At 38.3% G+C, this 11,712-nt stretch carries 9 protein-coding genes; 7 read left to right on the top strand and 2 right to left on the bottom strand.

The features are described from left to right. The first annotated feature begins 5 nt into the window (after positions 1-5). Positions 6-1,016 carry an alcohol dehydrogenase AdhP gene (gene adhP / locus CXF89_RS19430; RefSeq protein ID WP_121955518.1) on the top strand — a complete coding sequence of 337 codons (1,011 nt, stop codon included), beginning with the start codon at positions 6-8 and terminating at the stop codon, positions 1,014-1,016. Positions 1,017-1,293: 277 nt separating this feature from the next. Here the strand turns inward: adhP and CXF89_RS19425 are convergent, their stop codons facing one another. Continuing rightward, positions 1,294-3,714, bottom strand: coding sequence for a TonB-dependent receptor (locus CXF89_RS19425; protein WP_121955517.1), 2,421 nt, complete (start codon positions 3,712-3,714; stop codon positions 1,294-1,296). Between the two features lie 218 nt (positions 3,715-3,932). Then, positions 3,933-5,210, bottom strand: a complete 1,278-nt coding sequence (locus CXF89_RS19420) for a Xaa-Pro dipeptidase (protein WP_121955516.1) — start codon at positions 5,208-5,210, stop codon at positions 3,933-3,935. 154 nt (positions 5,211-5,364) lie between these two features. Here CXF89_RS19420 and CXF89_RS19415 point away from each other — a divergent pair, with 154 nt between their 5' ends. From CXF89_RS19415 to CXF89_RS19390, 6 genes are all read left to right on the top strand, one after another. Then, complete coding sequence (locus tag CXF89_RS19415; RefSeq protein WP_121955515.1) at positions 5,365-7,206, top strand: DUF885 domain-containing protein; 1,842 nt, start codon at positions 5,365-5,367, stop codon at positions 7,204-7,206. A 97-nt stretch (positions 7,207-7,303) separates the two neighbouring features. Continuing rightward, on the top strand, positions 7,304-7,816 hold the full coding sequence (locus CXF89_RS19410; RefSeq protein WP_024598160.1) for a YcgN family cysteine cluster protein: 513 nt from the start codon (positions 7,304-7,306) through the stop codon (positions 7,814-7,816). After that, a complete protein-coding gene (locus CXF89_RS19405) occupies positions 7,816-8,334 on the top strand; it encodes an RNA methyltransferase (RefSeq protein ID WP_024598161.1) in 519 nt (172 codons plus the stop codon). The genes CXF89_RS19410 and CXF89_RS19405 overlap by 1 nt, the downstream gene beginning before the upstream one ends. Before the next feature lie 70 nt (positions 8,335-8,404). After that, positions 8,405-9,298 carry a substrate-binding periplasmic protein gene (locus tag CXF89_RS19400; protein WP_121955514.1) on the top strand — a complete coding sequence of 298 codons (894 nt, stop codon included), beginning with the start codon at positions 8,405-8,407 and terminating at the stop codon, positions 9,296-9,298. 85 nt (positions 9,299-9,383) lie between these two features. Further along, positions 9,384-10,640, top strand: a complete 1,257-nt coding sequence (locus tag CXF89_RS19395; RefSeq protein ID WP_121955513.1) for a sugar MFS transporter — start codon at positions 9,384-9,386, stop codon at positions 10,638-10,640. Positions 10,641-11,163: 523 nt separating this feature from the next. Continuing rightward, positions 11,164-11,712 (top strand): cache domain-containing protein (locus CXF89_RS19390; RefSeq protein ID WP_219621673.1); only part of this gene is annotated, 549 nt, incomplete at its 3' end.

The raw sequence follows: 11,712 nt of genomic DNA, 5'->3' as shown, positions 1-11,712 counted from the left end.
TGACTATGAAAGCTGCAATTAATACTCAATACAAAGGTAAATTAGAAATAACAGACTTACCAATTCCTGAGGTGGGAATAAACGACGTTTTAGTAAAAATAGCCGCTTGTGGCGTTTGCCACACCGATTTACATGCCTGTCATGGTGATTGGCCGGTAAAGCCAAAAATGCCATTAGTTCCAGGGCATGAAGGAGTTGGTGTTATTGATAAAGTTGGAAGCAACATTAAGCACTTAGAAGTTGGCGATAGAGTGGGTATTCCTTGGCTCTATAGTGCATGTGGGCACTGTGAGTTTTGCCTAGATGGCAAAGAAACACTGTGTTTATCGCAGCATAATACTGGCTATTCTATTGATGGTAGTTATGCAGAATATTGTTTAGCGCATGGTGATTATGTTGTAAAAATACCTGAGGGATTAGGCTTTTCTGAAGCTGCTCCATTATTTTGTGCAGGTGTTACAACCTATAAAGCATTAAAAGTATCCGGTGCTAAACCTGGGCAGTGGGTTGCTATTGTTGGTGTAGGCGGGCTTGGTCATTTAGCAGTACAGTACGCTAAAGCAATGGGTTTTAATGTAATAGCTGTTGATACAGGTAAAGAAAAACTCGCGCTTGCTAAAGAGCTAGGCGCAGATATTACCCTCGATTTTAAAGAAGTTGTTCCTAGCGAAGCTATTTTTGAACAAGTAGGTGGCGCGCATGGCGTTGTGTGTACTGCGGTATCTAAAGCTGGGTTTGAACAAGCTTATAAAAGTGTACGCCGTGGTGGTAAATGTGTATTAGTGGGATTACCTCCAGAGGATATGCCGCTTCCTATTTTTGATACTGTGCTTAATGGCGTGTCAGTAGTGGGCTCTATTGTTGGTACACGTAAAGATTTGCAAGAATGCTTGGAATTTGCCGCTCAAGGTAAAGTAAAAGCAATTATTGAAGAAAAACGCTTAGAGGACATTAACGAAATTTTTGATGATATGCTCAAAGGTGAAATTAACGGTCGCATAGTGGTTACTATTTAATTTAGATTAAGCGTTGATCAAACACAAAAAAGCACGGCTTCTAAATTAGAATACCGTGCTTTTTAAGTATTTAACTAACCTGAGCTCTGGTTAAGAGATTTACCAACGTATTGAATTATAGTGATGTTTAAATTTATTTTCTCTAGCCAGAGATTTTCAGTGAAAACAAGGCGAATTTACGCGTCAATAGCTGGCCTATTGCAAGTAAATTCAACGTAGTGAGCGCTGAAAATAGCTGCTTGAGATAGATTTATTATCCAGAGTTCAGGTTAGCTAGTTAAAGTGTGTAACTAAAACTTAGTTTTGCATTACGCTCTTCGCCTGGCATACCACCTAAAAACATTGCTTTTGAGTAATATTTTTTGTTAAACAAATTATTTAAGTTTAACTGCATATGCCATTTATCAGTTGTATACGATACCGCTGTATCGTAAGTCGTGTAACTTGGTACGTAACCATCAGGAATCGAGAACGAACTTGAATTAGTACTTCTGTTATCTACAAACGTAATACCACCACTTATATTTACAGCTTCAGGTAAGTTAAACATATCCGCGTAGTAGGTTACCCACGTACTTGCTGTTACGTAAGGCACACCTTTTTGGCGTGTATCATAACTGCTGCTATTAGGATTACTTTTGTCACGTGCATCTTGATAAATACCGTTTACGTTTACTTTCCATTTATCATTTAAGTAAGCGTTTAAATCAAGTTCAATACCTGTTGTTTCTTCTTTACCATCATAATAGCTTTCAGGTACATTTGAGCCTGATGTTAAAGCGTCATAAAGCGGATTTGCGTATTCTAAATTAGTACGAGAGCTTTCGAATATAACAACAGAAGCTAGTAGTTGATCATCAAACGCTTTAAATCTAAAACCTAAATCGTTACTCATTGATTCAGAATCTTCTCTGTCTGCTTCATTACCCGCAACTGAGCCTAATACACTATACGCTGTTCGACCTTTTGAATGATTTACAAATACAGATAAATCTTCAGATGGCTGGTACGTTGCACCCAGGTTATACGTTAAGCCTGAATCTGATGTACTCGCTTCAGGTGTAGGCTCTGCACGGCTTGAGCTATAGCGCTCATCTACACCAAAGTGCTCGTAAGTTTGCTCAATTCGGTTATATGCTAAACCAATACGCGTTGTAAGCTCTTCAGTAAGATAACCAACATGTTGAATGCCTAAGCCCCATGCTTGTACTTTTTTATTGTAGTCGCTGGTTTTAAGTGGATCGAAATCATTAAAGCTGCCAGATGGCCAATTTGGTTCTCTTATATCGTAAATATACGGTAATGAACCTTGGTACGTTACATCACCATCATTGTTTGTGAGTACGTAATCTTGATCCCATATTGAGAATTGTTTAAAACGAATATCTCTATCTTCGTAGTTTGCGTTAACAAGTAATTCGTTATCTACGTCGCCTAACATAAAGTCATAACGTAAATCTAAAAAGTACTGCCATGATTTTTCATCTGCTTCTACTTGACGGTATTCTTGGCGGCGTGCTGCATACGGATAAAGTACACCGTCTTCAACTAATGGAGCACGAGGGTCGTTATTAATAATTCCATCACGAGTAGAGTAAACGTAGTTATAAGCACCTGTTTGGCGCGCAAAACTTGATGTGTAGTTACGGTACTGTAGTTGCTGGTTTAAAAACAAATCGTCAGTAATGTAATAGTTATGCGTTAATTTAAAACGCAGTTCTTCACCTTCGTTAGCATCAGCCATTGGTGAAATAATACCATTTGTGCCAAAGCTATAAGGTGTTAATCCATCAGATGCAGATAATGAATTAGCAAGTTGGTCGCGTTGTGCATCACTTAACTGTACGCCGCTTCCTGTCGGATCGTTTACTAAATCGGCACCGGTTACTTCACCCGCGCTTAAACCATTTGCAGTTTCTGCATTGTAAATACGAATAGGGTGGCCAATAGAATCAACCGCTATTTCATCTTTTATATAGGCTGCCGAAAGCATGATGTTTTGTCTGTCGTTTAGTACGTATTTAAGCGAGGTATAAATTTCGTCGCGATCTTCTTTTAAATCGCGAAAGCCGTCACTTGACGCTGTTTTAGCCATTACACGATAGGCCAAGTCATCTGTTATAGCGTTAGTGCTATCAAACGATAATGAATAGCTATCCCACTGGCCAAGCTCAGCCGATACTTTGTGTTTTTCTTCAAACTCTGGCTTTTTCTCAATTAGGTTAATTACGCCACCTGCACTACCAATGCCATATAAACCTGTTGCTGGGCCTTTTAAAACCTCAACAGATTCAACATTTGTAAGTGAACGAGTTGGGTTAAATGTATTACCCAGGCCTGCACCACCATACATACCATCGTAGGTGTAGTTTGCATCTAAACCACGAATTACTAAGTTATCACCAATACCGTAGTTATTACCTGCTTGTGTTAAACCACTTACGTTTCTAACTAAATCTTGTAGGCTATCTACACCTTGAGATTCAATAAGTTCACGGTCAATAATAACAACCGGTGCAGGTGTTTCCATTAAAGACATGTCTGATTTAGTAGCAAGACCTGAGCTCATCACCACGCGGTTTTGTTTTTCGTATACGCTGATGCGTTCAATATCAGCATCAACTTGTGTATTTTGGGCAAATGCCATATTTGCATTTAAACAAGCAAGAGTAATAAGAGAGTACTTAAACGTTTTCATAGAGTGATAACTATTCGCGTTATTGAATTTGCGCGAATGGTAATGGTTATTGTTTTTAAAGTGAATAGAAAGTTCATTTTATTTGATTAAATAAAACTGTTCGGATAATTAACAAACAAAGTTAAGCCTATTAAAGGTACGTTGTACCTTTAATAGGATATTTGAGATGGGTGAGGGGTTTATTAAGGCTAAGTAAGCTCAGCCTTAATAGCGTGTATTTACAATTGGTTTTTATAAACAACACCTGCTTTCATTACGAAGGGTACTGACTCTAAGGTTTTAATGTTTTTAAGAGGGTTTGCTTTCACAGCAATTATATCAGCTGCAAATCCGGTTTTAATTTGTCCTAACTGAGTATCCATTTTTAATAACTTAGCGCTATTAATAGTGGATGCTTGAATGGCTTGTAGTTCTGTCATGCCAAATTCAACCATGCGGCTAAACTGTTTTGCATTATCTCCGTGCGGGTAAATTGCTGCATCGGTACCGAACACCATTTTCACACCCGCTTTTACAGCACGGCTAAAGCTATCACGTTGCCTTTTTGATACTTGGCGTTCTTTATTTAGATTTTCTTCGTCAACACCATTTTGCTCGCCATAAGTTAAAGTATATTCGGTGTTATAAATATCCATAGAAAGCCAAGTTCCATGCTCTTTGGCAAGGGCTATGGCTTCGTCATCTAAAAAGCTGGCGTGCTCTACGCTATCAACACCTGCTTTAATGGCTGTTTTAATCCCGCTTGTACCGTGTGCATGAGCTGCAACAGGTAAATCTCGCATATGGGCTTCATCAACGATGGCTTTCATTTCTTCAAAAGAATACTGCTGTGCACCTACTTTAGTCCCTTTTGAAAATACTCCACCTGTGGCGCAAAACTTAATAGCGTTTGCCCCGTATTTAATGTTTTCGCGTACTTTTATACGCGCAGCCCATGGACCGTCTGCGACGCCACTTGAAGTATATTTAAGCTCAGGAGGTAATCGGTTGTTATCACAGTGCCCGCCAGTAATTCCGAGTGATGGCCCCGCAGCCCAAATACGGGGGCCAACTATGTCACCCGCATTTATGCCGTCACGCACCGCTATAACGCTGTAACCTTCTGCGCCAACATTACGTACAGTTGTAAATCCGGCTTCTAAGGTTCTTTTAGCAAAATGAGCCGCTTTAATCGCCATTCTAGGTACTGACTGGCCTAAACGTTCACTGCGTGGAACCGTCGGATCGCTTGTTAAATGCACATGCATATCCATTAAACCTGGCATAAGGGTTAAATCAAGTAGTTGAATATGTTTATCATCTTTAGTCAGCATTGGTTTTTTATTTTGTTCAATGTTTGTAATTACGCCACCATCAATAGTAATCAAGGGCGATTTAATGAGTTTGCCATCTTCCACATTAACCATGGCTTTAGCCGATAGGTATGTAACGGCATGGGCATTAAAAGTAGTTAAACACAGTAAGGCAATAGAGGTGCTGAGTAGTTGTTTTTTCATTTTATTTTTCTTTTAAATCATATTTGAATTAATAGAAATGTAACAAGCTCAGATAAAAGTGCAAATTTAATACGATGAACGCAATCTATCGTAATTACTTTATTAAATAAGGCTTAATGCGCATAATCAAAAAACGATATTAAAAAGGATTATCATGAAATCAATTAAATTAGCATTAGTTGCCAGTGGCGTTATGTTTGCTTTAAGTGGCTGTATGAATACTGAGCTTAGTACACACACTAATACCAGTGCGCAGTTAAACACCGTTAACGCATCGGCAGATATTGTTTCAGAGCTTTCGGCAGAGCAACAGCTCGATGTACTTGTTACGCAGTATTACGATGAATCGCTCACATACAGCCCCATCAGCGCAACGTATAATGGTCGTAACGAGTTTAACGATCAATTTACACCTGAGATTTCAAAAGAAAATAGAGCTAAAAAAGCTGCTTTTTATAAAAAATATCAACAGCGTTTAAACTTTATAGATAAAGCACAGTTAACAGGGCAGTCGCTTTTAAGTTTTGAAATATTAGAGCGCGACCTTGCACTTAAATTAGAAGGCATGCAGTTTCCTGATTATTTACTACCAATTAACCAAATGGCGGGTGCGCATAACACCTTTGCAGGTTTTGGTTCAGGTCAAAGTGCTCAGCCGTTTAATAGCGTTGAAGATTACACGGCTTTTATCTCGCGCAGCGAAGGTTTTGTAAAGTGGCTAGCCAGTGTAGAGCGTTCAATGGCGCAAGGCATTAAACTAGGTATTACGTTACCAAAACCACTTGCTGAAAAACTGCAGCCACAATTTGCAGCTCATGTAGTTAAAAATGCCGAAGACTCACTATTTTGGGAACCAATTAAAAAATTACCAGACTCGTTTAGCGCACAGCAAAAGCAAAAAATTACAGCGCAGTATCGTCAATTGATTATGAAGCACTTAGTACCGGCTTATAAAAGCATGAGTGACTTTCTAGCTAATCAGTATATTGCAAATAGCCGAGAAAGCGTTGGTTATAGTGACTTACCAAACGGTAAAGCATGGTACGAATACCAAATTAAGAAAAACACGACGCTTAGCTTATCTGCAGATGAAATTCATGACATTGGTTTAAGTGAAGTGTCGCGTATTTTAAGCGAAATGAAAAAAGTAAAAGAAACCGTGGGTTTTAAAGGTGAGCTACCTGAGTTTTTTGATCATTTGCGTGATTCAGATGAATTTTACTACGACACGCCCGAGGAGTTAATTGCGGCATATGAAAACGTTAAGAAAAAAATAGACGCACGTTTGCCTCTGCTTTTTAACATCGCACCCAAAGCACCTTACGTTGTAAAAGCTGTTGAAGCATACAGAGCGCAGTCTGCAGCTGGTGCATCATACGCATCTCCGGCGCCTGATGGCTCTCGCCCTGGTATTTTTTATATCAATGCTTATAACTTAAAAGCGCAGCCTAAATTTTTACTTGAAACTTTATCAATTCACGAAGCAGCCCCAGGGCATCACTTTCAAATAGCACTTCAACAAGAAATAGAAGGCTTACCTGACTTTCGTAAATTTGGTGGTTACACTGTGTTTGCAGAAGGTTGGGCGCTTTACGCAGAAAGCTTAGGCAAAGAGCTAGGCTTATTTACCGACCCTTATATGTGGTACGGGCGTTTATCGGATGAGCAATTACGCGCAATGCGTTTAGTGCTTGATACTGGTTTTCATGCAAAAGGGTGGACGCGTCAACAAGGTATAGACTACATGCTTGCTAATTCATCTATGGCAAAGAGCGATGTAATTGCAGAGGTTGAGCGCTATATTGCATGGCCAGGACAAGCGCTTTCTTACAAGTTAGGCCAATTTAAAATTCAAGAATTACGTGATTTTTCTAAAAAAGAACTCGGTAATAAATTTGATATTAAAGCATTCCATACGCAAATATTAATTGATGGCGCATTGCCAATGCCAATCTTAGAGGAAAAAATTAAGCGTTGGGTTAAATCTCAAAGCTAATTTGTAGCGTAAAGCCAGTACTTTGAAAGGGTATTGGCTTTGCGCCATTTACAGCAATACGGTAGAATGCGCGCTCTTTAGGGGGCACGAGTAAACTATGTTTGATCAACAATTAGCAAATACACAATTTTGGCTTAAAAAAAGCTTAAGCGACATGAGTCAAAACGAATGGGAAGCCATTTGTGATGGATGCGGAAAATGTTGTTTAAATACGTTTATTGATAGCGAAGATGAAGACGAATTTACAGCTACCGATCAGTTACGTGAAGGTGAACAATTAATATTTACTAATATTGTATGCCAGTATCTTGATAACAACACCTGTGGTTGTAGCGAGTACGAAAACCGCCAAACGCTTGTTCCTTCTTGTGTAAAACTCACAAAAGAAAACCTTAAAGACATCTTTTTTATGCCACAAAGCTGCAGTTACCGTCGTTTACATGAAGGTCGTGGTTTGGCTTCTTGGCACCCATTATTAAATAGTGGCGATAAAACAAAGATGCATGAGCTAGGTATTTCTGTAAAAGACAAAACAGTAAAAGATTGTGATGTAAAGCTTGATGATTTTGATTTATACATAGCAGAGTGGCCAACAAAGGACGCTGATTAATGAATAAGTTAAAAGCGAGTATTGGTTTAATTAACCCTAAAAGCCCGACAAATGTTGGCGGTGTATTGCGTGCAGCAGGCTGTTATGACGCCAAACAAGTGTTTTTTACCGGTAATCGTTATTTAAATGCCAAAAAATTTCATACCGATACTAAGAACGCACTTGAGCGTATCCCTTTAACCGAAACCGATAGTTTAGAAGCGGTAAAACCAGAGGGTGCTACCGTTGTTGTCATTGAGCTTATTGAAGGTGCAACGCCACTTCCTGAGTTTAAGCATCCTGAAAATGCATTTTATGTATTTGGCCCCGAAGATGGCTCTGTACCAAAAGACGTTTTAAAGTGGTGTGATGAAGTGGTATATATTCCAACTATTGGCTGCATGAACTTAGCGGCTACCTGTAATGTTGTTTTGTACGATCGCTTAGCTAAATTAGGCGGCGTTGAGAGCAGCGATACAACAATTATAAGCTCACGTGATACAAATAATAAAATGAAATGGGAAAAAGCATCTAATTAAGATTTATTAGTGCAAAAGGTTTAGTTGTAACTAAACTCATAAATATTCTTAATCAGAAATAGATTCTAAAATGCGCTGGTTTTATTTTATATTATTACTGACAAGTAGTAATTGTTTTGCTGAAACATCAGTTGAGTATTATCAAAATGGTACTCAACATGTTTTAACTGGACATTACCACAAATCAGGAGTGCTCTATGAAGCGAAAAAACCCAAACAAACACTCCATTTAGCCACACTCGATTGGCCTCCTTATATTGGTAATAATTTATGTAATAAAGGCTGGGTTTATCAATTTTCAATAGCTCTATTAAATAGTAAGGGCTACAGCGTATATATAGAATTTTTGCCTTGGGCAAGAGCTGTACGAAATGTAGAGCTAGGCAAAGCTGATATATTAATGCCTGAATATTTTATAGAAGATACAGCCCCCTCCGATTATGTTAATGGTAAAACACGTCGAGAATTACTCGGTTTATCAAATTCGTTTAAAGGTGGCGAAATTGCATTTTTAAAAAGGAAAGGCGATTCAGACCGTTTCACTGGAAACTTAAAATCGCTTAAAGGGCAAAAGATTGGTGTTGTTCGAGGGTATCAAAATACGCCTGAGTTTGATGCTATGATGGACAATGCTGAGTTTGAAGTTATTACCTCTGTTGATGATTTACAACTTGTTCAGCTTCTGGTTGCTAAACGTGTTGATTTGATTATAGGCGACCCTCAAGTTCTTAAATTCTCAGTGACTTACTCTTCTTTAACTAAACCTGAAAAACAATCTTTGCTTTCTTCCATTGAGCAAGAAAGCATTTCTTTGCAATACAATCCTTTATATTTTGCTATTAGTAAGCTTACACCTAAATGGCTTTTAGTCTTAGATGACATAAACGAAGGGCTTTATCAGTTCCATAATAGTGGTGAGATAGACCGTATTATCAATACGACCAATACTCAATGCAAACCATGAAATTGGAACGTTCCTTTGTTGCACTGACTAATTTATATATAAACATGTAGAATCGTTTTCAACTTGTTAATGGAGTGAAAACGACGTGAGTGAAATAAATACAAATCAATCATTCGCGGTCAACGAACAGCCAAATAAAAATTACCTGTTTCCACTGACTGCAATGACGACCCTATTTTTTTTATGGGGTTTTATTACTGTTTTAAACGATGTACTAATACCACGATTAAAAGGCGTATTTGATTTAAGCTTTTTTGAAGCGATGCTAGTACAGTTTTGCTTTTTTGGTGCTTATTTTATTGTTTCTATCCCTGCGGGTATTTTAGTTAAGCAGTTTGGTTACAAAAAAGGGATTTTAACCGGTTTAATTGTGGCTTCAATTGGCTGTATGTTGTTTTACCCTGCTGTTGTAGTACATGAGTATTGGCTATTTTTAGGCGCTTTATTTGTACTTGCCGCTGGTGTAACGGTACTTCAGGTTTCTGCTAACCCTTATGTTGCTGCTCTTGGGCCTGAAAAAACAGCTTCTTCTCGTTTAAATTTGGCACAAGCACTTAATGCGCTTGGTACTACTGTTGGGCCTTATGTAGGTGGTTTATTATTTTTTGGTACCGCAGGTAGTCTAGCCGCTTCTGCAGCAACTGCTGAATCTGTAAAAGTTCCTTACTTAATGCTTGCTGGCGCCTTATTACTTATCGCTATTATATTTGCCTTTATAAAGCTTCCAGAAATTGAAGCCCATAAAGAAGAAAATAACGCTGCAGTAGAATCTCGTTCATTAACTCAAGCACCGCACTTAACTATGGGTGTACTTGCTATATTTTGTTATGTAGGCGGGGAAGTTGCCATCGGCAGCTTTTTAGTAAATTACTTTGGTGAGGCACACATAGCAGGGCTTGAAGAGCATACCGCGGCCGCACTTATTAGTTATTATTGGGGCGGGGCAATGGTAGGGCGTTTTATTGGCTCTGTTTTATTACAAAAAATAGCGCCTTCTAAGGCTATCGCATTTAATGCATTTAGTATTATTGCGCTATTATTTATCACAATTTTTACTCAAGGTGACGTCGCTTTATATTCAGTATTGGCAATTGGTTTATTTAACTCAATTATGTTCCCGACTATATTTTCGGTTGCTATCGAGCGACTAGGATCATTGACTAGTAAGGGTTCTGGTTGGTTATGCTTAGCTATTGTAGGGGGGGCACTTGTACCATTACTGCAAGGGTTTATAGCTGACACAGTTAATATACAACAAAGCTTTTTTGTACCGATGATGTGTTATGTATTTATAGCATGGTACGGATTAAATGTTGTTCGCTTAGCAAATAAATGGAAATAACAGACTATACAAAAGTGACTGAATACGTATTCAGTCACTTATAAAGCTATATTTAATAGGAACGTTCCACAAGTAATTAATATGAGTCATAATTTATCTCAATATCAGGGCATGTTGGTCATTGGTGGGTGAATTTACAGCAGTATGTTTGGTTTTTAGACAAGGCAGAGCCTATGTAGTGTGGTTATTCCCCATAAATAGGCGATAACGCAGCATAAATACTAAACATGCGCTGCCCGAAGGGTTCTTTCTAGGGACGATTAACTCTTTGTTGCTCGGTTTTTACTTAGCCCACTAGGTTACAAACCTCGCGTCGCGATTTAATCGCCCCAAGATTGAACAAAGTTCAATCCACAAAGATCAACACGCCCTAGTCAGTTACCCCCTACAGCCTTTTGTTTTTTAATCCTTTATCCTTATTTTTATCTAATAATCTAGTCGCAAGCCTTATTTATTAGGACATTTTGCTAAATTTTTGCTAAAACTGTATGGATAATAAAGATAAATAATAAAAAGGATGTATATGCTTAACTCGTTGAAATTTACTTCCAAAGTGACTATTGCAGCCTCTTTAATTTTGGTTTTGGTGCTAGGGTTATTTACTTTTAATAACTACATTGCAATGCGCAAGCAAACAGAGCAGCAGTTAAGCCTAGTATTACAACAAAACTCAGAATCTGTTTCACAAAATATAGCGAGTTGGTTAAATGCAAAGTTGGCGATTGTTATATCAATTGCTAAAACCCACAAAGCTAATGATTCTAAAGCACTCACCCTTTCACAATTAAATACTGCAGAACTTGCCGGAAGCTTTAAAAATACCTATATCGGTAAATCCAGCGGCACGTTTATATTAAACGATCAATCTGTCGTTTTACCTTCTGATTTTGATGCGACCTCTCGGCCTTGGTACAAATTAGTCGAAAACAAATCAAATACCGCTTTTACAACTCCCTATATTGATGTAACAACTAACGAGCTTACAATCTCAGCGGTAGTACCCATTTTACAAAATGGGCAGTTTAGCGGCGTTGCAGGTGCCGATATTGATATGCAAACTGTAACTAAAATT

Source organism: Pseudoalteromonas sp. MelDa3 (assembly GCF_002863625.1).
Classification (GTDB): Bacteria; Pseudomonadota; Gammaproteobacteria; order Enterobacterales; family Alteromonadaceae; genus Pseudoalteromonas; species Pseudoalteromonas arctica.
The sequence above is the reverse complement of the archived record's forward strand: the minus strand, read 5'-3'. Positions and strand labels throughout refer to the sequence as shown.

What these genes read in the sequence shown, in the direction of transcription:
- CXF89_RS19405 (WP_024598161.1), top strand. Translation starts at nt 7,816, where the DNA reads ATGAATAAGTTAAAAGCGAGTATTGGTTTAATTAACCCTAAAAGCCCG.
- CXF89_RS19410 (WP_024598160.1), top strand. Translation starts at nt 7,304, where the DNA reads ATGTTTGATCAACAATTAGCAAATACACAATTTTGGCTTAAAAAAAGC.
- adhP (WP_121955518.1), top strand. Translation starts at nt 6, where the DNA reads ATGAAAGCTGCAATTAATACTCAATACAAAGGTAAATTAGAAATAACA.
- CXF89_RS19415 (WP_121955515.1), top strand. Translation starts at nt 5,365, where the DNA reads ATGAAATCAATTAAATTAGCATTAGTTGCCAGTGGCGTTATGTTTGCT.
- CXF89_RS19425 (WP_121955517.1), bottom strand. Translation starts at nt 3,714, where the DNA reads ATGAAAACGTTTAAGTACTCTCTTATTACTCTTGCTTGTTTAAATGCA.
- CXF89_RS19420 (WP_121955516.1), bottom strand. Translation starts at nt 5,210, where the DNA reads ATGAAAAAACAACTACTCAGCACCTCTATTGCCTTACTGTGTTTAACT.
- CXF89_RS19400 (WP_121955514.1), top strand. Translation starts at nt 8,405, where the DNA reads ATGCGCTGGTTTTATTTTATATTATTACTGACAAGTAGTAATTGTTTT.